At 40.9% G+C, this 21,206-nt stretch carries 21 protein-coding genes; 8 read left to right on the top strand and 13 right to left on the bottom strand.

From position 1 onward, the window contains the following. Positions 1-160 precede the first annotated feature (160 nt). From lpxC to murG, 7 genes are all read right to left on the bottom strand, one after another. Positions 161-1,081: a UDP-3-O-acyl-N-acetylglucosamine deacetylase gene (gene lpxC, locus DDU33_RS04360; RefSeq protein ID WP_108923375.1), complete on the bottom strand. Its 921-nt coding sequence runs from the start codon at positions 1,079-1,081 to the stop codon at positions 161-163. 31 nt (positions 1,082-1,112) lie between these two features. After that, positions 1,113-2,351: a cell division protein FtsZ gene (gene ftsZ, locus DDU33_RS04355; RefSeq protein ID WP_005820560.1), complete on the bottom strand. Its 1,239-nt coding sequence runs from the start codon at positions 2,349-2,351 to the stop codon at positions 1,113-1,115. 51 nt (positions 2,352-2,402) lie between these two features. Next, the gene (gene ftsA, locus DDU33_RS04350; protein WP_005820559.1) at positions 2,403-3,677 is read right to left on the bottom strand and encodes a cell division protein FtsA; all 1,275 of its coding nucleotides are present in this window, start codon (positions 3,675-3,677) and stop codon (positions 2,403-2,405) included. An 18-nt stretch (positions 3,678-3,695) separates the two neighbouring features. After that, complete coding sequence (locus tag DDU33_RS04345; RefSeq protein WP_108923374.1) at positions 3,696-4,493, bottom strand: cell division protein FtsQ/DivIB; 798 nt, start codon at positions 4,491-4,493, stop codon at positions 3,696-3,698. After that, positions 4,493-5,404 (bottom strand): D-alanine--D-alanine ligase, encoded by a 912-nt coding sequence (locus DDU33_RS04340; RefSeq protein ID WP_108923373.1) that lies wholly within the window; start codon positions 5,402-5,404, stop codon positions 4,493-4,495. The genes DDU33_RS04345 and DDU33_RS04340 overlap by 1 nt, the downstream gene beginning before the upstream one ends. A 256-nt stretch (positions 5,405-5,660) precedes the next feature. Beyond that, on the bottom strand, positions 5,661-7,088 hold the full coding sequence (gene murC, locus DDU33_RS04335; RefSeq protein WP_108923372.1) for a UDP-N-acetylmuramate--L-alanine ligase: 1,428 nt from the start codon (positions 7,086-7,088) through the stop codon (positions 5,661-5,663). 52 nt (positions 7,089-7,140) lie between these two features. After that, the gene (gene murG, locus DDU33_RS04330) at positions 7,141-8,196 is read right to left on the bottom strand and encodes an undecaprenyldiphospho-muramoylpentapeptide beta-N-acetylglucosaminyltransferase (RefSeq protein WP_108923371.1); all 1,056 of its coding nucleotides are present in this window, start codon (positions 8,194-8,196) and stop codon (positions 7,141-7,143) included. Between the two features lie 402 nt (positions 8,197-8,598). Between murG and rpmB the strand changes: the two genes are divergently transcribed. The 4 genes from rpmB to ddc all read left to right on the top strand — a co-directional run bounded on the left by rpmB (position 8,599) and on the right by ddc (position 12,404). After that, a complete protein-coding gene (gene rpmB / locus DDU33_RS04325; protein WP_005599762.1) occupies positions 8,599-8,835 on the top strand; it encodes a 50S ribosomal protein L28 in 237 nt (78 codons plus the stop codon). Between the two features lie 11 nt (positions 8,836-8,846). Then, positions 8,847-9,017: a 50S ribosomal protein L33 gene (gene rpmG / locus DDU33_RS04320; RefSeq protein WP_005624479.1), complete on the top strand. Its 171-nt coding sequence runs from the start codon at positions 8,847-8,849 to the stop codon at positions 9,015-9,017. 356 nt (positions 9,018-9,373) lie between these two features. Next, positions 9,374-10,738, top strand: coding sequence for a diaminobutyrate--2-oxoglutarate transaminase (locus DDU33_RS04315; RefSeq protein ID WP_108923369.1), 1,365 nt, complete (start codon positions 9,374-9,376; stop codon positions 10,736-10,738). Between the two features lie 130 nt (positions 10,739-10,868). Further along, positions 10,869-12,404: an L-2,4-diaminobutyrate decarboxylase gene (gene ddc, locus DDU33_RS04310; RefSeq protein WP_005820547.1), complete on the top strand. Its 1,536-nt coding sequence runs from the start codon at positions 10,869-10,871 to the stop codon at positions 12,402-12,404. Between the two features lie 38 nt (positions 12,405-12,442). Here the strand turns inward: ddc and mutM are convergent, their stop codons facing one another. The 6 genes from mutM to ispB all read right to left on the bottom strand — a co-directional run bounded on the left by mutM (position 12,443) and on the right by ispB (position 18,388). Further along, a complete protein-coding gene (gene mutM / locus DDU33_RS04305) occupies positions 12,443-13,267 on the bottom strand; it encodes a bifunctional DNA-formamidopyrimidine glycosylase/DNA-(apurinic or apyrimidinic site) lyase (RefSeq protein ID WP_005820545.1) in 825 nt (274 codons plus the stop codon). Between the two features lie 66 nt (positions 13,268-13,333). After that, complete coding sequence (brnQ, locus tag DDU33_RS04300; protein ID WP_108923367.1) at positions 13,334-14,620, bottom strand: branched-chain amino acid transport system II carrier protein; 1,287 nt, start codon at positions 14,618-14,620, stop codon at positions 13,334-13,336. A 93-nt stretch (positions 14,621-14,713) separates the two neighbouring features. After that, entirely contained in the window at positions 14,714-15,439 is a 726-nt protein-coding gene (fabG, locus tag DDU33_RS04295) for a 3-oxoacyl-ACP reductase FabG (RefSeq protein ID WP_108923365.1), read from the bottom strand. 73 nt (positions 15,440-15,512) lie between these two features. Further along, positions 15,513-16,448, bottom strand: a complete 936-nt coding sequence (gene fabD, locus DDU33_RS04290; protein WP_108923363.1) for an ACP S-malonyltransferase — start codon at positions 16,446-16,448, stop codon at positions 15,513-15,515. Between the two features lie 82 nt (positions 16,449-16,530). Continuing rightward, positions 16,531-17,271, bottom strand: a complete 741-nt coding sequence (locus DDU33_RS04285) for an epoxyqueuosine reductase QueH (protein ID WP_005820539.1) — start codon at positions 17,269-17,271, stop codon at positions 16,531-16,533. A gap of 133 nt (positions 17,272-17,404) precedes the next feature. Next, positions 17,405-18,388, bottom strand: a complete 984-nt coding sequence (gene ispB / locus DDU33_RS04280) for an octaprenyl diphosphate synthase (RefSeq protein WP_005820537.1) — start codon at positions 18,386-18,388, stop codon at positions 17,405-17,407. 267 nt (positions 18,389-18,655) lie between these two features. On the opposite strand from ispB, the gene rplU reads away from it, so the two are divergent. The 4 genes from rplU (at position 18,656) to DDU33_RS04260 (ending at position 21,198) form a co-directional block, all read left to right on the top strand. Further along, positions 18,656-18,967, top strand: coding sequence for a 50S ribosomal protein L21 (rplU, locus tag DDU33_RS04275; protein ID WP_005820536.1), 312 nt, complete (start codon positions 18,656-18,658; stop codon positions 18,965-18,967). 20 nt (positions 18,968-18,987) lie between these two features. Next, positions 18,988-19,245: a 50S ribosomal protein L27 gene (gene rpmA, locus DDU33_RS04270; RefSeq protein ID WP_005820534.1), complete on the top strand. Its 258-nt coding sequence runs from the start codon at positions 18,988-18,990 to the stop codon at positions 19,243-19,245. A gap of 85 nt (positions 19,246-19,330) precedes the next feature. Further along, on the top strand, positions 19,331-20,257 hold the full coding sequence (locus DDU33_RS04265; protein ID WP_108923361.1) for a DMT family transporter: 927 nt from the start codon (positions 19,331-19,333) through the stop codon (positions 20,255-20,257). Beyond that, complete coding sequence (locus DDU33_RS04260) at positions 20,254-21,198, top strand: DMT family transporter (RefSeq protein ID WP_108923360.1); 945 nt, start codon at positions 20,254-20,256, stop codon at positions 21,196-21,198. Before DDU33_RS04265 ends, DDU33_RS04260 begins: the two co-directional genes overlap by 4 nt. The last annotated feature ends 8 nt before the right edge of the window (positions 21,199-21,206 follow it).

Genomic DNA, 21,206 nt, shown 5'->3' with positions numbered 1-21,206 from the left:
TTAATCTTAAAAAGATTCCGCATTGTAGCGGTTTATTCAATATTTGCAAACGATTCGGAGAAAATAACCGCTTGCAATGTGAGAGATAAAATAAATCTGCATCCTACTTGGCTAATCCTATTCTTAACCTTTGGGATGCAGACTCATTTCGCTATATCGCCTAGATAAGCACAAGTTCTTGGATACGATAACCTTGTGGGACTTCTTCTTTATCTTCAAAGGTCACAAATTCCCACGCATTTTCATTGGCTAAAATCGCACGTAATAATTTATTATTTACGCCGTGTCCTGATTTATAAGCACTAAAATCGCCTAAGATATTGTAGCCACACATAAAGAGATCGCCAATCGCATCTAACATTTTATGTTTTACGAGCTCATCTTTATAACGTAATCCATCTTCATTCAGGATACGATATTCATCTAATACGATAGCATTATCCAAACTACCACCTAATGCTAGACCGATAGATTGGAGATATTCTACATCTTTCATGAAAGTAAAGGTTCTAGCACGGCTAATTTGATGAATGAAGTTTTCTGCAGAAAGCTCCATTTTAAAATTACGTACCGCTTTACTAATCATCGGGTGGTTAAAATCAATGGTAAAATCTAATTTCAAACCGTGAGCATAAGGGCGAATTTCAGCCCATTTATCACCTTCTTCTACACGTACTGTTTCTTTAATACGAATAAATTTCTTCGGTGCATTTTGTTCTTCAATACCTGCATCCAATAACAGATAAATGAATGGACTCGCACTGCCATCCATAATTGGAATTTCCGGCGCATTCACTTCAACAATAAGATTATCCAACCCTAAAGCAGCCATTGCTGCATTAAGGTGTTCTACGGTTGAAATACGTACACCGTCATCGTTGATCATACAAGTACAAAGTTGTGTATCACGGATAGATTCAGCACTTGCCGGGAAATAAACTGCAGGTTCTAAATCTGTACGTGCATAAATAATACCGGTATTCGCAGGCGCTGGGCGTAACGTTAAAGTCACTTTTTTGCCACTATGTAGGCCAATACCTGTAACCTTTGTAGCTTGTTTGAGGGTTCTTTGTTTAATCATTTCCTGATTCCTATTCAAGCGGTCGGAATTACTAACCTTTACGCATAAAGCCTGGAATTGAGTTCGGCGACCATACGTTTGCACTATCAATCGCTTGTGGTCTTGACGGTGCTGGTTGCTGTGGTTGTCCAAATACATTCGGTTGTTGTACAGGCTGTTGCACTTGAGGCTGACCTTGGTAACCGCCACCATTTTGTGATGTTTGGTAACCTGTTGGTGCTCCTTGATTTACATTTTGAGGTTGCTGCAAGTTAGGTTGAGTATGATTTAACATTGTCGCACGAGGCATTGAAAGCTCTTCTGCCTGTCCTAAACCTGTTGCAACTAAAGTTACACGGATTTGACCTTCCATTTCTGGATAGAATGCAGAACCAAAAATAACCGTTGCATCTGGATCTGCTGCTTCTGTTACATACTTCATAATAGTATCAACTTCGGCAAGTTCAAGGTCATAACCTGAAGAAATGTTTACTAGAATACCTTTAGCACCTGATAAATCAACATCTTCTAATAATGGGCTTGCAACCGCTTCTGCCGCAGCACGTTCTGCGCGACCTTCACCTTCTGCAATTCCAGTACCCATCATTGCACGTCCCATTTCTGCCATCACTTTCTTCACGTCAGCAAAGTCCACGTTTACAAGACCTTCTTTCGTGATCATATCAGTAATACCTAATACCGCATTACGAAGAACGCTATCTGCAACACCGAAAGCTTCACTAAATTTAATGTTTTTTGGTAAAACTTTAAGTAATTTCTCATTTTGAATGATGATGAGAGAGTCTACATTTTTAGAAAGTTCTTTAATACCTTGTTCAGCAAAGTGTGAGCGTTTTTTACCTTCAAAGTTAAAAGGCTTGGTAACGATACCTACCGTTAAAGCACCTTGGCTTTTCGCAATTTCAGCAATGACTGGTGCAGCACCTGTACCTGTACCGCCACCCATACCGGCAGCAATAAAGACCATGTCAGCACCTGCAATCATATTACTTAATGCTTCACGATCTTCTTCCGCAGCTTGATAACCAATGTTTGGATCAGCACCAGCACCTAACCCCTTAGTAATATTAGCACCGATTTGAATCGTTTGACGTACTGAGCTTGTGCGTAATACTTGAGCATCTGTATTGACTGAAAAAAACTCTACACTGCCTACATCGTCTTCTTGACTACTTTTGACCATGTGGTTTAAGGCATTACCGCCACCACCGCCAACACCGATGACTTTAATTACCGCATCCGGCGTAGATTCGAAAATAGGTTCGAACATTCTTTTTATCCCCCTAAAGATTTGACGTATCGTCAATATCATAAAATTTATTTAAAAACTTGATTTGGTCCAATTTACGGCTTTACGGAATCCTTTTTTTAATACTTCCACAAAGTTATCTACTTTAGGATTACTAATGATTCCACCTTTTTCTTCAACATTGTAATGGCTGAATTGTAACAGACCAAGTACGGTTGCATATTGCGGTTTGTTTACATAGTCAGTTAGACCTGTAATATTGAGTGGATATCCCACCCGAACGTGCGAACCAAAGATATTTTTTGCACATTCTACAATATCTTCGATTTGTGAACCACCACCCGTTAGTACAAAACCTGCAATTAATTCTTGTTTTATACCTTTTTGGAAAAGATCATGACGTAATTGAACCAGTTCATTCTCAATTACTTTTAACAAATCGGCGTAACATTGAGATGTGACTGACGCAACTTGTGTTTTTGTGTAAATTCTTGGTGCACTGCCTGCAAGACCAGAAACTTCAATTTTTTTATCGGCATTATGTGTTGGCTGTTCTATCGCACTACCATAATTTACCTTAATATTCTCAGCTTCTGAACGAGATGTTGCAAAAACATGCGCAAGGTAGTCCGTAATATTATTTCCAGCAAATGGAATAACCTTACTAAAACGCAATGCGCCATCGGTATATACTAGTACATCCATCGTACCACCACCGATATCAATTAAACAAACACCTAGCTCTTTTTCATCTTCAGTTAAAACAGAATAGCTCGAAGCTAATCCAGAAAACACAACCTGATCTACTTTTAATTTTGCCCGTTCAACTGCATTAACCAAATTTCTCAACCAGTCTTGATGAGCTGCGATAAGATGAGCTTGAGCAACTAAACGGTTACCCGATAAACCTAGTGGATTTTTAGTGGCAGGTAATCGATCAACCTTATACTCTTGAGGAAGTACATGAAGGATATCTAAGCCATCTGGCAAACGGACTGAGCGAGCATAATGCATTGCAGAATCAATATCTTGTTCTGTGACAGTATTAGCTAGAGGTACGGCTCCCGTTTCATTTAATGCTGTAATATGTTGTCCTGATAATGCTAATGTAACGCCAATAATTTGGCATTCTGAAATAGATTCAGCTTGTTCAATAGCACTCTGAATTGAACGTACTGCGGCATCTAAATCAATAACACCACCACGATCAACGCCTTTTGCAGGACAAACGCCTGCGCCCATCACATTAATTACACCATCGGGGAGCACTTCACCGACAACCGCAACCACCTTGGATGTACCAATATCTAAGCCAACAATAATTCTTGATTCTGCTACTTTTGTCATATTTCTGGTTTGCAATTCTTATTTTTGTAATGGAAGGAATCCTACCGCCGCACCATGCTCATAGCGTAAATCAACATAAGCTAAACGTTGCCCTTCCGGAATATCTATTTCTGGGAAAATCAACATAAAACGATCGATTTTAGATGTCCATTCTCCTCGCCCCAATTTTAATTCTACATTATTTGATAATGTTATCGACCAAGAACCACGATTATCTATCGCCACAGATTTAAGTTCTAATTGACGCGCTTTTAATTCTGCTTGGATTTTGCCCCATGCTTCTAACACAACTTTACTTTCAGTATCCGGCCCATACATTAAAGGAAGCCCTGTTCGATCAAACCGATCTGCAGGTAAACTGAAAACCACACCTTGTTCTGAAAGATATTTAACGTTATTCCAAATCGCAACCGGACGATGCTCTAAAATTGTAATCCCTAAACGATCAGGATAAAATTTTCGAACAACAACATCTCGCACCCAAGGCATTTCAAGCAGCTTATTTTTAACTTCTTGAATATCTTGAGAGAAATACCCTTTTAGAGTAGGATTTTTAGATAAAGTTTCACGAATATCCGAATTTGTCGTAAATTGTGTTTTATGCGTAAGTGCATAAGATCGAATCGGTGTTTTATCTAAACTTTCAAGTAAACTATGCCAATTCGAATAGACTAAAAAAGCGACCAAAAAACATAATAACACAATTAGGGGCTTTATGTATCCAAACCATGTCTTTGGTAAAAAAGAAATTTTACCTTGAATGGCTTTGAAAGGCCCAAAATTCGATGATTTCTTTTTGCGAATGACCGCAACCATTACGCACTTAACTCCAATACACGCTCAACTAAACGCTCAAAACTGTAACCCACAGTCGCTGCTGATTTTGGGAAAATACTGTGACTAGTCATACCTGGGCAGGTATTCACTTCCACTAAACGGAAGTTTCCTTCGCCATCTTCCATCACATCAATTCGGCTCCAACCACGGCAACCGACCACATCATAAGCCTGTTTCACTAACTTAGCGACTTCCGCTTGACGATCCGCATTTAACGCTGGCACAACATATTGAGTGTTGTCTGAAATGTATTTTGCATGGTAGTCATAAAACTCACCGTCTGGAATAATTTGTACCGCCGGCAACACCTCACCATCAAGCACTGGTACAGAGTATTCCGCTCCCGCTAAGTTTTCTTCTACTAACACGATCGAATCAAATTTTAATGCTTCTTCAATTGCAGGGAGTAACTGTTCTGCAGTTTTCACTTTGCTCACGCCGACACTTGAGCCTTCGCTCGCAGGTTTCACGAATAACGGTAAACCTAATTTTGCAATAATTTCATCGGAATTGACCGCTTGCCCACGGCGTACGACTTCCATTGCCGCCGTTGGTAAACCAACTGCATTCCACAATAATTTAGTGCGGAATTTATCTAACGTAATTGCAGAAGCCATTACGCCACAACCAGTATAAGGAATACCAAGCTGTTCTAACGCTCCTTGAAGCACGCCATTTTCACCGATACCACCGTGAAGAATATTGAATACACGCTGAATACCTTTTTCTTTTAATTTTTCAATCGGAAATTCTTTTGTATCAATCGCTTCAACGTTGTAGCCTAAACTTTGTAAGGCTTCAAACACCGATTTGCCTGAATTAAGCGAAACTTCACGTTCTGCAGAAACGCCACCAAATAACACCGCAATTTTTTCGTTTTTTAAGCTCATTATTTTATACCTTATTTATGTTTTACAAGCGGTCATTTATTGCAAAAATTTGATATTATTAAGGTAACTGTAGGGACACACTGCGTGTGTCCGCAAAATAAACCATATCCCATTTTTACAACGGACACACACAGTGTGTCCCTACGGTTAATTTATTGAAATTATTAGCAAATTTTCAGATTTACCGTAGGAGCGGTTTTGTGCAATTACACAATATCAAAAATTTCTCGAAATCCTACCGCTTGTTAAATCTTCTTTATGCCTTCCAACTTTCCGCCAAATCACGGGAAAGTTTGCTCACATTCCCTGCACCCTGTGCCAAGATTAAATCGCCATCTTGAATAATTTGATCTAACACTTCGCCAAGTTGAGAAGTATCTGACACTAAAATCGGATCAACTTTGCCTAATGTACGAATTGAACGGCACAGGTCTTTACTCTCTGCCCCCACAATTGGTGCTTCGCCGGCAGCATAGACATTGAGCATAATCAACGCATCAACCTGCGACAGCACTTGTACAAAATCGTCAAATAAATCACGGGTACGAGAATAACGGTGCGGTTGGAATACCATTACCACACGTTTATTTTCCCAGCCTTGACGAGCGGCTTTAATCGTTACATCCACTTCCGTTGGGTGATGACCGTAGTCATCAACTAACATTACTTTACCATTTGGACGAATAAATGAACCTAACTGATCAAAACGACGACCTGCACCTTGGAAATCAGCCAAGGCAGCCAAAATCGCTTCATTCGCAATGCCTTCTTCTTTCGCAACCGCTAATGCAGCCGTTGCATTCAATGCATTGTGTCTGCCTGGGACATTTAATAAGACTTCAATACGCTCGCCTGTCGGACAAACCACAGTATAATGCCCTTGGAAACCGGTTTGTTGATAATCTTCAATACGGTAATCGGCTTTTTCACTAAAACCATAGCTAATCACTTGGCGACCCACTTTCGGGGCAATTTCCATTACTGTTTCATCATCAGCACACATTACTGCTAAACCATAGAAAGGCAGGTTGCGTAAGAAACGTACATAGGTTTCTTTCATTTTTTCGAAATCGCCGCCATAAGTATCCATATGATCAGGTTCAATATTCGTAACAACAGATACCATTGGCTGTAAATGTAAGAATGACGCATCACTTTCATCGGCTTCTGCTATTAAGTAACGGCTCGCGCCTAAATGAGCATTTTTACCCGCTGATTTCACTAAACCGCCGTTTACGAAGGTTGGGTCGAGTTTTGCCTCGGTATAAATCATTGAAATCATTGCGGTTGTGGTAGTTTTACCGTGAGTACCTGCAATCGCAATACCGTGACGGAAACGCATAATTTCCGCTAACATCTGTGCACGTTGAATCACAGGAATACGCGCTTCTTTTGCTGCCGCGACTTCTGGGTTACTTTCATCAATCGCACTCGAAGCTACGACTACGCTCGCACCTTCAATATTTTCTGCTTGATGACCGATACAAATTTTTGCACCTGCTTTGGCTAAGCGTTGCGTGACTGCACCATCAGCAATATCCGAGCCTGAAATTTGATAGCCTTCATTTAATAATACTTCAGCAATCCCAGACATACCAGCACCGCCAATCCCAATAAAGTGGATTTGGTTTACACGACGCATTTCAGGGACTAATTTTTTAACTTTATCTTGGAAATTTTTCATTTTTATTCCTTATATTCGATCATTTTGCAAAAAAACTACAAAATCTGACCGCTTACAAACTATTTTCCACAATCACTTCCGCCACACGTTTTGCGGCTAATGGCGTGGCTTTCGCTCTTGCTTTGATTGCCATTTCCGTGAGTTTTTGGCGATCGGCAATTAAAGGCTCTAATGCTTTTAATAAACTTTCAGGGGTAAAATCCTGTTGTTCAATAATCACTGCCGCACCTGCTTGTGCAAGGTATTCTGCATTTAAAAATTGCTGACGATCTTTATGTTGAAACGGTACAAAAATTGCTGGTAATCCTGCTGCGGCAATTTCACATACGGTTAAAGCACCCGAACGACAAATTACCAAATCTGCCCATTCATAAGCCGCTTTCATATCATCAATAAATTCACTTGCAATGCCGTTTCCTGTGGCTTGATAAACTTCTTCCACACCAGCTAATTTGCCTTTACCAACTTGATGGCTAATAAACACATTCTGTCCTAAAACTTTCGCCACTTCTGGTACCGTTTTATTGATTACCAATGCCCCCTGACTACCGCCCATCACTAAAATATTGATTGGGTAGCCCTTTTCAGCAAAACGTTGTTCAGGTGGAGCAATTTGGAACAGATCTTGGCGAACAGGATTTCCCACAACTTCCGCATTTGGAAATGCTGTTGGAAACGCTTGTAAAGTACGGCGAGCAATTTTAGAAAGCCATACATTGGTTAAACCTGCTACCGCATTTTGTTCGTGCAAAATCACAGGCACACCACATAATTTCGCCGCAATACCACCCGGTCCGGACACATAACCGCCCATTCCAAGTACTGCATCAGGCTTGTACACTTTAATAATTTTTTTTGCTTGAAGTACCGCCCTTAAGATCGCAAAAGGGGCAGTAAGTAATGCTTTGATCCCTTTGCCCTTTAATCCTGAAATTTGAATAAACTCAATCGGAATACCGTGTTTTGGCACAAGATCTGCTTCCATACGATCTTTTGTTCCTAACCAGCGGATTTCCCAGCCTTGTTGTTGTAATTCTCTTGCCACAGCAATCGCAGGGAAAACGTGTCCACCAGTGCCACCTGCCATTACCAATAATTTTTTTGCCATCTTCTTTATAGATCCTTTGAGATAGAATATATATGCACTTTTAATAAAGTAAAATTCTACTTATTGTACAAGAAATTAGTATCTTTTCGGAAAATTTCACTTAATTTTTCGTATATTTTTTCTATATTTTATTTATAAATAACAAAAACCACACCGTTACATCGAGTGATCCATCATAAAGTTAACGGTAAAAAGCAATGAAGATAATATTTATAATTAAAATATTCTTAATTGTATTTCACATTCAGCACTTGAATAAAAAAGGAAACAAGAGTATAATCAGCGACCTTTAATATAGTCTTTGGTCGGGTTTATACCTGACGAGGTAGTGAGTAAGCTGTGTTGAGTCAGCACTCATCGCCCGAACCATATAAAACTTACTTAAGTAATTGGAGAATTAAAATGTCAAGAGTTTGCCAAGTAACCGGCAAGCGTCCAGCAGTTGGTAACAACCGCTCACACGCATTAAACGCGACTCGTCGTCGTTTTTTACCTAACCTTCACACTCACCGTTTCTGGGTTGAGTCTGAAAATCGTTTCGTAACTTTACGCTTAACAGCGAAAGGTATGCGTATTATTGATAAAAAAGGCATCGATGCAGTATTAGCTGAAATCCGTGCTCGTGGCGAAAAAATCTAAGGAGCTAACCAATGGCAGCTAAAGGTAATCGTGAGAAAATCAAATTAGTTTCAACTGCTGAAACTGGTCACTTCTACACAACAACAAAAAACAAACGTAATATGCCAGAAAAAATGGAAATCAAAAAATTTGATCCAGTTGTGCGTAAACACGTTGTTTATAAAGAAGCTAAAATCAAATAATTTTAGTTTGAATTTTAAAACCCGACTCTTGTCGGGTTTTTTCATACCTAAAATGCAAACGTTTGCTTATCAATTAGGCAGATAACCTTATATCTTGTTCTACCAGCTAAATTTCTCTTCCCTTTTTGATATAAAAATATACAATATGCCCTCTTCAAATGATCCCTTCATTTGGAGCTGTTTCCAACCTGCTCTTATTTCTACAAGCAGGGTAAAAACAAAAAAGCTGAAACGCTTTTTTTAATAAGTAGCGAGTCAAATGCCCCATGGCATCTTATCTCTCAGGATAAGAAAGCTTAGGCTTCCCGCAAGGCACCCGACTTATTTTTTTCACCTCATTTAGAAGGTTTTTTAAAATGACAATTAACACTCCTGTAAAAGCAGTTCTCGCCTCAAACAAACATTTCTTAGATCGTCAAGATGCAATGGAATCCAATGTGCGTAGTTATCCACGCAAACTTCCTTTTGCTTATGCTAAAGCGCAAGGTTGTTGGGTAACAGACGTAGAAGGAAATGAATATCTCGACTTTTTGGCGGGCGCAGGAACATTAGCATTAGGTCATAATCACCCTGTACTAATGCAATCAATCAAAGACGTTTTAGACAGTGGCTTGCCGTTACATACTTTAGACTTAACCACGCCATTAAAAGACGCTTTCACCGAAGAACTTTTATCATTCTTCCCTAAAGATCAATACATTCTTCAATTCACCGGTCCTTCAGGTGCAGATGCTAACGAAGCGGCGATCAAATTAGCCAAAACCTATACTGGACGTGGCAATGTAATCGCATTCTCTGGCGGTTTCCACGGGATGACCCACGGTGCATTATCTTTAACCGGTAACTTAGGTGCGAAAAATCCAGTGCAAGGCTTAATGCCGGGCGTACAATTTATGCCATATCCGCACGAATACCGTTGCCCGTTCGGCATTGGTGGCGAAGCGGGTGCGAAAGCGGTTGAACGCTATTTTGAAAACTTCATTGAAGATGTAGAAAGCGGCGTAGTAAAACCGGCTGCGGTCATTTTAGAAGCAATCCAAGGCGAAGGGGGCGTGGTGCCTGCTCCAATTTCGTTCTTACAAAAAGTACGTGAAGTAACCCAAAAACACGGCATTTTAATGATTGTTGATGAAGTTCAAGCAGGCTTCTGCCGCAGCGGTAAAATGTTTGCCTTTGAACACGCAGGTATTCAGCCTGATATCGTTGTGATGTCAAAAGCGGTAGGTGGTTCATTACCATTAGCGGTATTGGCTATTCGCAAAGAATTTGATGCGTGGCAACCGGCAGGACACACCGGTACATTCCGTGGTAACCAATTAGCAATGGCAACTGGTTACGCATCACTTAAAATTATGCGTGAAGAAAATCTTGCGAAAAATGCGGAAGAACGTGGCGCATACTTAACGAGTGCATTACGTGAATTAAGCAAAGAATTCCCTTGTATCGGCAATGTTCGTGGTAAAGGCTTAATGATGGGGATCGACATTGTGGACGAACGCAAATCGGCAGACGCAACAGGTGCTTATCCACAAGATGGCGAATTAGCGGTTGCAATCCAAAAAGCCTGCTTTAACAACAAGTTATTGTTAGAACGTGGCGGACGTGGCGGCAACGTGGTTCGTGTGCTTTGTGCAGTAAATATCAACCAAGCAGAATGTGAAGAATTCATTAAACGCTTCAAACAATCTGTCGCAGACGCATTAAAAGCGGTGCGTGGTTAATAAGTGCGGTCAGTTTCATAGAAGCTTATTATATATTGGTTATGTAGGGGCGAAATATTTTTCGCCCTGATATTCCCTTGATTGTTTTGGGCGAAAAATATTTCGCCCCTACAAATAAATTGGAAAAACAATGTCAGATATTTCAAAACACAAACAATCCCTGTTCTGTAACGATCCTCAATCTATTGCAGACTACGAAAACGCAATGCACAATGCCGTGCAAGCGGTCAGTTCTTGGCTGAAAAATGAAAAAATGTACACCGGCGGTTCAATCAAACAAATGCGTGCTTTGGTTGATGGTTTTAAACCGACTAAAGAGGGCGTAGGTGTACAAAAATCCTTAGATCATTTAGTTGAAATTTTCTTAAATCCAAGTCTTAAAGTTCATCACCCTCACTCTTTAGCGCACTTACATTGTCCGACAATGGTGACGAGCCAAATTGCGGAAGTGTTAATCAATGCCACTAACCAATCTATGGACTCGTGGGATCAAAGCCCTGCCGGTTCGATTATGGAAGAGCATTTGATTGACTGGTTGCGTCAAAAAGCCGGCTACGGCGAAGGCACCTCCGGGGTCTTTACTTCGGGCGGTACACAATCAAACTTAATGGGTGTGCTGCTTGCGCGTGATGCCTGCATTGCGAAACATTGGAAAAATGCAGACGGTTCAGAATGGTCGGTACAACGTGATGGTATCCCACCTGATGCAATGCAAAAAGTAAAAGTAATTTGCTCTGAAAATGCGCACTTCTCTGTGCAAAAAAATATGGCAATGATGGGAATGGGCTTCCAATCTGTAGTTACCGTGCCTTGCAATGAAAATGCCCAAATGGATCCACACGCATTAGAAGCGACTTTAGCCAAACTTTATTTAGAAGGCAAAGTGGTGGCTTGTGTGGTCGCCACCGCAGGGACAACCGATGCTGGCGCAATCGATCCGTTAAAAACCATTCGTGCGATTACTAACAAATTTGGCGTTTGGTTACACGTCGATGCGGCTTGGGGCGGTGCATTACTGCTTTCAAAAGATTTCCGCCATCTTTTAGATGGTATTGAATTAACCGACTCCATTACGTTGGATTTCCACAAACATTTCTTCCAAACGATTTCTTGCGGCGCATTCTTATTAAAAGATCCGCAAAATTACCGTTTCATTGATTACAAAGCGGATTACTTAAATTCAGAATACGATGAAGCGCACGGTGTACCAAATTTAGTGGCGAAATCGCTCCAAACGACACGCCGTTTTGATGCGTTGAAATTATGGTTTACGGTAGAAGCCTTAGGAGAAGAACTATACGCTTCAATGATCGACCACGGTGTTTACCTTACCAAACAAGTGGAACAATACATTCACGAAACAGAAGGCTTGGAAATGCTTGTTCCGGCACAATTTGCTTCGGTATTGTTCCGTGTTGCACCGGCAGGCTACCCTGCTGAATTTATCGATGCCTTAAACCAAAATGTGGCAGATGAACTCTTTGCCCGTGGCGAAGCGAACATTGGGGTGACCAAAGTCGGGGATAAACAATCGCTGAAAATGACTACGCTAAGCCCAATCGCAACACTCGAAAACGTCAAAGCGTTATTGGCGCAAGTGCTAAGCGAAGCAGAACGCATTAAAGATGCTATTGCAAACGGGACTTATGTACCACCGATTGATTAATTGAAACGAAAAAACGCCTTTGTAAAAAGGCGTTTTTATTATCTCGGGAGCTTTTGACAATGTGGGCAAAAATAGGTGTTTCGCTGCCCAATAATTTTGGTTTCAATGAGTGAACCACAATCATTACACGCTTCCCCTTTCCGCCCATAAACTTGTAAGACTTGGGCAAAATAACCTGGTTTACCATCTGGTTGAATAAAGTCTTTCAACGTTGTGCCACCTTGAATAATCGACTTTGTTAAAACCTCTTTAATCACTTTGACCAAGCGTTCACACTGCTTTTCAGTTAAATTTTGCGCCGCTAGTTCTGGGTGAATTCCTGCCATAAAGAGAGACTCACAGGCATAGATATTACCAACTCCAACCACAATTTCATTGTTCATAATGAAATTTTTAACGGCAACGGTTTTTTGGCGACTTTTCTCCCATAAACGACCGCTTGTGAATTCATTTGAAAGCGGTTCAGGGCCTAATTTTGCCAATAACTCGTGCTTTAATGCCTCTTTTGCCCATAACCAAGCACCAAATTTACGAGGATCGTTATAACGTAAAATCGTGCCGGTTTCTGTAATCAAATCAACATGATCATGTTTACCCACAGGTTGGTTATCACTTTCTTTTAAAATCCCCAAAGAGCCGGACATTCCGAGATGCACTAAAATATCGCCTTTCTCTGTATGTAAAATTAAATACTTCGCTCGACGAGATAAATCAATAATTTTCGCCCCTTGCATGTCGGTTAATGCCGTTGGGATGGGCCAACGTAACTTTTCTGTTCGGCAAATAATTTGTTTGATTTTTTCGCCTTTCAAATAAGGCTCAACACCTCGTAAACTCGTCTCAACTTCTGGTAATTCAGGCATACTTATCTCCCTAAAATAAAGCGGTCAAATTTACATATTATTTTGCAAAAATGACCGCTAAAATACTTATCGTTTCATCATTTTATGGACGAGATATCCAATCACTAACCCAATAATAGCAAATGGCAGCCACTCCATTGAATAGGATTTCAACGGGAGTTGTTGGGTAAAATCAAATTTTGCAACCGATAAAATCGAAATAATGGTAACAAGCGCCAACGCTAAACGTTTAGCGACTAAGGGTAAGCGGAATAACGCATTGATACCTAGTAACAAAATGACCGTCATTGCAATCGGGTAAAGCACCAGTAATACCGGAATTGATTTCTGGATTACCGCTTTTAAGCCTAGATTCGCAATCATGAGGCTGATAAGGCAGAATAAAATCACGTAATTACGGTAAGAAATTTTCGGGAAAATTTCATAAAAGTATTCGCTCACCGAAACACATAAACCAACAGCCGTAGTTAAACACGCCAGCGAGACAATTACGCCCAGCAAAATACGCCCATATTCACCAAACGCCTGTGCGGTAATGGTGTTTAAAATATAAGTACCGAGATCCTGATTTTTCTCCGCAAGCTGAGCAAGCGTTTCCGGGCTAATTGACATGTTGTTACCAATCCAACCTAATGAGAAGTAGATAACCCCCAATGCTGTTGCTGCTACCAGCCCTGCCATTACAGTCTGTTTAATTAACGCAGAAGGAGAAATGCCTTTTGATTTAATCGCATTTAAAACGATGACGGAATATGCCAATGAAGCAAGAGCATCCATCGTTAAATAACCTTCCACAACGCCTTTAAATAACCAAGAATGTTCATCTTCCGGCGGCGTTACCGCGGTAGTTGGTTCTAGAATAAAGAAAGCTCTGATAACCAAAGCAATAATCGTCAAAATCAGTACAGGTGTTAAAATTGCCCCCACACGATCTACTGCTTGAGATGGATTTAAACTTAACCAAAGGGTTAAAGTAAAATAGACCAAGGTAAAAGCAAATTGCGAAATTGGATCGGTTTCACCTAAAAAGGGGACTAATGAAATTTCATAAGCCGTTGCACCAGTACGAGGTCCTGCAAAAAATGGGCCTATTGCAAGATAGATTGCCATTAAAAAAATAACAGAGAACCAAGGATGAATACGATTGAGAGCAGCTTTATACCCCCCATCATAACAAGCGCTTACAATAATACCTAAGAGGGGTAGGCCTACACCTGTTGTAATAAAACCAAGAATTGCAGGTAAGAAATTTTCACCACTTTCAAATGCGAGTTTTGGCGGAAAGATCAGGTTGCCCGCCCCAAAGAAAATTGCAAACAGCATAAAGCCGACAATAAACGTATTTTTAGTCATAACACACAAATAAATAAAAAAATAAAAAGAATAAAACCGAATTTTGCGTTAAATCTCGCAAAACTCGGTAAAAAATGAACCGCTTTTAAACGGTTAGTTCATATATAAACCGCCATTCACGTGAATGGTTTCGCCGTTGATATATGCCGCATCATCAGAAGCTAAAAATGCCACCGCTTTTGCAATATCTTGTGCCGAGCCAAGTTTGCCAGCTGGAATTTGGCTTAAGATCGCATTTTTTTGATCTTCAGTAAGCTCGTCCGTCATATCCGTTGCGATAAAACCTGGAGCAACCACGTTTACGGTTATGCCACGAGAAGCCACTTCTTTCGCCAACGATTTAGAAAAACCGACAAGACCTGCTTTTGCCGCACAGTAGTTGGTTTGTCCCGGATTACCTGATGAACCAACCACAGAGCCGATAGAGATAATACGGCCGCCTTTTTTCATCATAGGGCGTAATACTGCTTTGGATAAACGGTAAATTGAGGTTAAGTTGGTTTGAATAATATCGAACCAGTCATCTTCTTTCATACGCATTAATAAACCGTCACGGGTAATCCCTGCGTTATTGACGAGAATATCAATGTCGCCAAACTGTTCTTTAATTTGTGCAAGTACTTGCTCGATAGATTCAGCGTCAGCCACATTTAACACTAAGCCCTTGCCTTTATCACCTAAGTAAGCTGAGATTGACTCCGCCCCTTTTTCTGACGTTGCCGTGCCGATAACGAATGCACCTTTAGACACTAATTCTTCAGCGATTGCACGCCCAATTCCACGGGTTGCCCCAGTGACTAATGCGATTTTATTTTGCATTGCTAGCTCCTTTTAAACAAATTATGGTTCGAGCGAGGGTAAACCTCGCCCTTAAAAACTGACATCTTACTAATTAAAACACTACCGTTTCAAACGATGCCACATCATTTACTGCTTTTGCCGATAACTCTTTCACAATACGGCTCGCTAAGCCTGTTAAGACTTTATTTGGACCAATTTCATATAAAGTCGTCACACCATCTTGAGCCATTTTTTCGACCGTCTCTGTCCAACGCACCGGGCTATAAAGCTGACGAACTAAAGCATCACGGATCTTATCCGCATCGGTTTCAACAGCTACATCCACATTGTTAATCACAGAAACAAGCGGTGCATTTAACGAAATATTTTGCAATGCAGCCGCTAATTTTTCTGCCGCAGGTTTCATTAAGGCACAGTGTGAAGGCACGCTTACCGCTAATGGTAACGCACGTTTTGCCCCAGCTTCTTTACATAATTCGCCTGCACGCTCTGCCGCCGCTTTCGTGCCGGCAATCACTACTTGACCCGGTGAGTTAAAGTTTACTGCTGAAACCACTTCGCCGATTTCACTTGCCGCTTGTTCGCACGCTTTGATGATCGCTTCGTTATCTAAGCCGATAATCGCAAACATCGCACCAGTCCCTGCCGGCACAGCGCTTTGCATCGCTTGACCACGCAGTTCCACTAATTTGATCGCATCTTGGAAATCCAACACGCCGGCACAAACCAACGCTGAGTATTCGCCCAAGCTGTGTCCTGCCATTACCGCAGGTTTTTGCTCTGGGAATTTCTCTTGCCAAATACGGTATAACGCAACAGAAGCCGCCAATAACGCAGGTTGAGTACGTTCAGTTTTACCCAAATCTTCCGCCGTGCCGTTTTGGACTAAATCCCATAAATCATAACCAAGCACATCACTGGCTTGTTTGAACGTTTGTTCGACCACTGGGTAAACAGGTGCAAGATCAGCAAGCATACCAACCGCTTGCGAACCTTGTCCTGGGAATACCATTGCAAATTTAGACATTGTTTGTTCCTCTTTTGAATTTGTAAAAATTTGTTGAAAATTAACCGCTTGATGGCGGACACACGCAGTGTGTCCCTACTTTTTAATCGGGCGAATAATACAATTTACCGATTTCAATACGTTGTCGCCCTGTTTCTAAACGCCATTTGTTCGTGTCACGCAACGAATAGACACAGCCACAGTACTCTTGTTGGTAGAAACGTTCACGTTTGCTGATTTCGATCATCCGTTGTGAACCGCCGCCTTTACGCCAGTTGTAATCCCAGTAAACCACATCATCATAAGCGGCTGCCGCACGGTGTCCGCAACCGTTGATTTGGTTCATATCTTTCCAACGGGAAATCCCTAAACAGCTGGTAAAAACAGGGTAGCCGTTTTCGTGGGCATATTTTGCGGTTTTTTCAAAACGCATATCAAAGCACATTGTGCAACGAATACCACGTTCTGGCTCCCACTCCATTCCTTCTGCCTTTTTGAACCACTCTTTGCGGTCGTTTTCATAATCGTCATCGACATCAATAAACGGAATACCGTGTTTTTCAGCAAAGCGAATGTTCTCTTCTTTGCGTAGCAGATACTCTTTTAATGGGTGAATGTTTGGGTTGTAGAAGTAGATCGCAAATTCGATCCCTGAAGCGTGAATAGCTTCCATCACTTCACCTGAACAAGGGGCACAGCAAGAGTGTAGTAAAAGTTTGTTATGTCCGTTTGGCAGCTCTAGTTTTTCTCGCACAAAAGGGGCGTTCGGATCTTTGCCTTTACGGGTTAATTTGCGTTTTTGTTGTAACGCTTCTTTGTGGGCTTGGGGTTGGTGTTCTGTCATTGTTAATATATAAAATGTAGGGACACACTGCGTGTGTCCGTTTATGATCATATTGAAAATGTGGACGCCAGCGTGGCGTCCCTACAACATTAATTTCATAGAAGACACTCGTAGTGTGTCCCTAAAAAATTATTTAATAAGAGCGATCCACCGACAAATACGCCAATGAGATCAATGCTTGTTTATATTCACTTTCCGGCAAAATGGCGATTGCATCAACCGCTTTTTGTGCTTCTGCTTTCGCTTTTTCCATCGTGTAATCCAAAGATTTATGTTCAGCCATAATCGCTAACACTTCATCAATATTTTCACGATTTCCGCCTTGCTCAATGGCTTGGCGAATCATATTCGCTTGTGCTTCATTACCGTGGCGCATTGCGTGAAGAAGAGGCATTGTTGGTTTGCCTTCCACAAAATCATCGCCAACGTTTTTTCCTAACGCTTGTGCGTTAGCTGAATAATCCAAAATATCATCTACAAGTTGGAAAGCCGTGCCTAAGTAACAACCGTAATTTTTTAATGCAATTTCAATTTCTTTACTCGCATTTGCCACAATCGCCACACATTGCGTTGCCGCTTCAAATAAACGTGCGGTTTTGTTATAGATCACACGCATGTAATTTTCTTCTGTGGTATTTGGATCATTCACATTCATCAATTGCTGCACTTCACCTTCTGCCAAAGCATTAGTTGCTGCCGACATCACTTTTAAGACTTCAAGAGAATCTACCGATGTCATCATTTGGAAAGAACGTGTATAAATATAATCCCCAACTAATACGCTTGCTGCATTGCCAAAGGCAGCGTTTGCCGTTTCACGCCCACGGCGCATATCCGACTCATCAACCACATCATCGTGTAGTAAGGTTGCGGTATGAACAAACTCAATAAAGGCTGCAGTGGTAATTTGTTTAGCCCCTTGGTAACCTAAAGCACGTGCAGCCAATACAGTAATCAAAGGGCGAATACGTTTACCGCCGCCACTGATAATGTAAAAACCTAATTGGTTAATTAAAGGCACTTCCGAATTAAGTTGTGCCAGAATTTCTGCATTTACCGCTTGCATATCTTCTGCAGCAAGGGCTTGAATTTGTTCCAATGTTAATAATTGAGTCATTTTATTTTTACTGTTCTAGAACCAAAATTAGTGGGATTTTACCCTACTTTCGCCAACCGTCAAAATTTTTACAGGAAGTAGGAGCAGTTCCATCTATTTGTCAAAAACAAATTTTTAGGATTTTCTACCGAAATCTATCTTTTTTAAAATTTCTTCAATTTCGTTCTTGCTCTTTGTTTTCTTTTTGCGTAGAATTGCAACCCTATTTTATATGAATTTAAAAGTGCCAATCGCACAGCGTAAATGGCACAAATTAGCGGAGTAAATATGTACGCAGTTTTCCAAAGTGGCGGCAAACAACACCGAGTAAGCGAAGGTCAAGTTGTTCGTTTAGAAAAACTTGAAGTTGCAACTGGTGAGAAAGTTGAATTCGACTCAGTGTTAATGGTCGTTAATGGCGAAGATGTTAAAATCGGTACACCTGTAGTAGCAGGTAGCAAAGTAGTGGCTGAAGTTGTAGCACACGGTCGTGGCGAAAAAGTTCGCATCGTTAAATTCCGTCGTCGTAAACACAGCCGTAAACAACAAGGTCATCGTCAGTGGTTCACAGAAGTGAAAATCACTGGGATTCAAGCATAATTTCAGAGGAGATCAAGTAGATGGCAACTAAAAAAGCTGGTGGTTCAACTCGTAACGGTCGTGATTCTGAAGCTAAACGCCTTGGTGTTAAACGTTTCGGTGGCGAATCTGTTTTAGCAGGTAGCATCATTGTTCGTCAACGTGGTACAAAATTCCACGCAGGTACAAATGTAGGTATGGGTAAAGACCACACTTTATTTGCAACTGCAGATGGTAAAGTTAAATTTGAAGTGAAAGGCGAGAAAAATCGCAAATATGTAAGCATCGTTGCTGAGTAATGATCAACATATTCATTTCAAAATGAATAAAAAAGAACCTCACTTTTGGTGAGGTTTTTTTGTATCCTAAAATTGGCAAAATCCTATGAATAAACAACCCTTTCTTGGTTTTCTTTTTGCACTTACTGCGGTGATGATGTGGGGAACGCTTCCTATTGCATTACAACCCGTTCTAAAAGAAATGAATGCGCAAACCATCGTCTGGTTTCGATTTGTTGTTGCTATGTGCGGTGTCTTCTTAATGCTACTCTTTGCAAAAAAATTACCAAAACCGACCGCTTTTACGCGCAAGTATCGTTGGTTAATCTTACTCGGTGTTTTTGGGTTATCTTGTAACTTCTTCCTCTTTAACGTGGCACTGCGTTACATTCCTGCTATGGCAAGCCAAGTATTAAGCCCGATTTCTTCTTTTGCAATGATTGTATGTGGTGTGATTATTTTCAAAGAAACTATTGGGCTTCATCAAAAAATCGGCTTTTTAGTCGTCTTAATCGGATTGGGGTTATTCTTTCACAATCGCTTTGATGACTTCGCCCAAATGAATGATTATGCCTTCGGTATTTTATGTGGAATGGTTGCCAGTTTACTTTGGATCGGCTATGGCTTAGCGCAAAAGATTATGCTTGAACGCTTTAATTCAATGCAAATTCTGCTTGTGATGTATATTGGATGCAGCTTGTTTTTTACCCCCTTCGCCACTCTTTCACAAACAGAGAATTTAAGCCCCATCGCCCTGCTCTGTCTGATTTATTGCTGTTTAAATACAATCATCGCCTATGGTTCTTATGCTGAAGCCTTAAATCGCTGGGATGTCTCGAAAGTCAGCATAATGATGCCGCTTATTCCCATTCTTACGCTAGGCTTTTCAGAAATCGCCTATTATTGGCTACCCGATTACTTTGCAGCACCGGAACTCTCTTTTCTCAGCGTGATCGGGGCATTATGTGTAGTGAGCGGCGCATTGTTATCCGCCGTAGGTCATCGCATCTTGGGGACAAGGAAGAAAAAATGAAAAAGAACCCTATTTTAGGCTTTATTTTGGCTCTTACCGCAACAGCAATGTGGGGAACCCTTCCCATTGCGGCTCAACAAGTTCTGAGCGTGATGCAGGCACAAACATTGGTTTGGGCTCGTTTTTGGGTTGCCGGTATTGGCTTATTCATTATTTTAGCTTTTGCAAAAAAATTACCAAAATTAACCGCTTCTAATCGTAAACAGTTTGGTTTAATGCTGCTCGGTGTACTCGGACTTTCGGGGAATTTCTTTCTCGTTGCTGAAGGGCTACACTATATATCCCCTACAACAACGCAGGTATTATGGCAATTTGCGCCCTTTTTAATGATCTTTCTGGGAGTACTTCTCTTTAAAGAGCGATTTACGTTTGCTCAAAAAATTGGCTTTGTCTTACTGATTATAGGGTTGCTTGCTTTCTTTAATGATAAGTTCCACGAACTTTTCCAACTAAGCCATTATGCTTTGGGAGTGCTATTAAGCCTATGTGGAAGTTTAATTTGGGTATGTTACGGCATTGCACAAAAGCTATTATTAAAACATTTTAGCTCACAACAAATTCTAATGATGATTTATTTAAGCTGTGGCGTGGCTTTTACACCTTTTGCTGAAGCGGCTCAAATTGGAAAGATAGATAGTCCCTTCTTATGGGGATGCTTTATCTATTGCTGTTTAAATACCCTTATTGCCTATGGATCTTATGGTGAAGCACTGAACCAATGGGAAACCTCAAAAGTGAGTGTAGTAACAACCATGATCCCCATCTTTACGATGCTTTTCTCAATACTTGGACACCGCTTTTACCCGGCTGTTTTTGCTTCTCCTGATATGAATGGGATCAGCTATCTCGGTGCATTTATCGTTGTGATTGGGGCTATGACTGCGGCTATTGGCGATAAACTTTTTTATCAAATCGGACGATCTCTAAGAAAAAGAACATAAAAAAACTC

The organism is Actinobacillus porcitonsillarum (genome assembly GCF_003101015.1).
Taxonomy (GTDB): domain Bacteria; phylum Pseudomonadota; class Gammaproteobacteria; order Enterobacterales; family Pasteurellaceae; genus Haemophilus_A; species Haemophilus_A porcitonsillarum.
Note: the sequence above shows the minus strand (reverse complement) of the source record. Positions and strands in the feature narration are given on the sequence as shown.